This is a genomic window from Xanthobacter sp. BG11Y11_SDJG (assembly GCF_057364445.1).
Genome location: NZ_JBNFNU010000885.1, coordinates 1 through 570, shown reverse-complemented (window position 1 = coordinate 570; position 570 = coordinate 1). Strand labels below are relative to the sequence as shown.

Sequence of the window (570 nt, the reverse complement as noted above, 5' to 3'; positions counted from 1 at the left end):
CGCAAGCGCAGCCATGGCGTGGTTCACGACCGCCGGCGCCACAGGTGCCGGCGGTTTGGTTCCTGGACGGTGCCGCCGTCTCCCCAAGAGGGGTTGCGTCCGGGCGGACCGAATCGACGCCGGATCGCGCGCGACCCAACGCTCGCCCTTGACGGGCGCGGCGCTCCTGGCGCAGGTTCCGGTCGGCTCGCACTGCGGGCTGATCGCGCCGCCGAGCGGCCCGCGACGGGATGGCTGAAAAGGTCGGGACACAGGTCCACGCCGCGCCCCCGGGGCGGGCGCTGGACGCGGGGTCTTCTCCAGGTCGGGCGCTCCCCGGCGATCAAGACATGCGCGCCATCGGTTCCGTCTCGCCTCTTCTTCTCGTCGGCCCCGCCTGGGTGGGCGACATGGTCATGGCCGCGAGCCTCATCGAGGTGCTGCGCCTGCGCGAGCCCGGCCGCCCGGTGGACGTGATCGCCCCGGCGGCCGCGCTGCCGGTCGCCCGCATGATCCGCGGCGTGCGCCGCACCATCCCCTCGCCTCGGCCATGGCGAACTGGGCCTCCTCGCCGCTGCGCGCGACGGGCCG

Annotated in this window: 1 pseudogene; it reads left to right on the top strand. The window is 75.1% G+C overall.

The features are described 5' to 3' along the window. Window positions 1-329: 329 nt before the first annotated feature. Window positions 330-570: pseudogene (locus tag AC2W7M_RS27115) on the top strand (hypothetical protein); the annotation flags it as partial.